1 pseudogene is annotated in these 367 nt (G+C 29.2%); it reads right to left on the bottom strand.

Features of this window, described 5'->3' with window-relative positions:
- Window positions 1-6: 6 nt before the first annotated feature.
- A pseudogene (locus FUA24_RS02830) lies at window positions 7-367 on the bottom strand (TonB-dependent receptor); the annotation flags it as partial.

The following is a 367-nucleotide window of genomic DNA, read 5'->3' as shown; positions in this document are numbered from 1 at the left end:
CCTATTTTAAAACTTTAAAGTTACACCCAATAAAAAGTTAGTGGTTGCTTGTGGGTAGTAACCAGCTCCTTCTATTGTAGAAACTTCACCAGGTACAGACCAATCATCATCAAATGTGAAGAAAAACCCATTTGAAATATATTTTTCACCAAAAATATTATTTACCAACCCTGTTAGGATAATAGATTTAAAAATAGATTTTGTTTCAATTTCGTAAACAACATTTAAATCGTTTACAAAATAACTATCTAGCTTAGAAAATTCAGAATCTATATTACCCATATATTGCTCACCCACAAATTTACTTAACAATGTAGCTTGAAAATTAGGCATAAAACTATACGTTAAAGCATTACCAACTACAACA

This window comes from Seonamhaeicola marinus, assembly GCF_008085455.1.
Note: the sequence above shows the minus strand (reverse complement) of the source record. Positions and strands in the feature narration are given on the sequence as shown.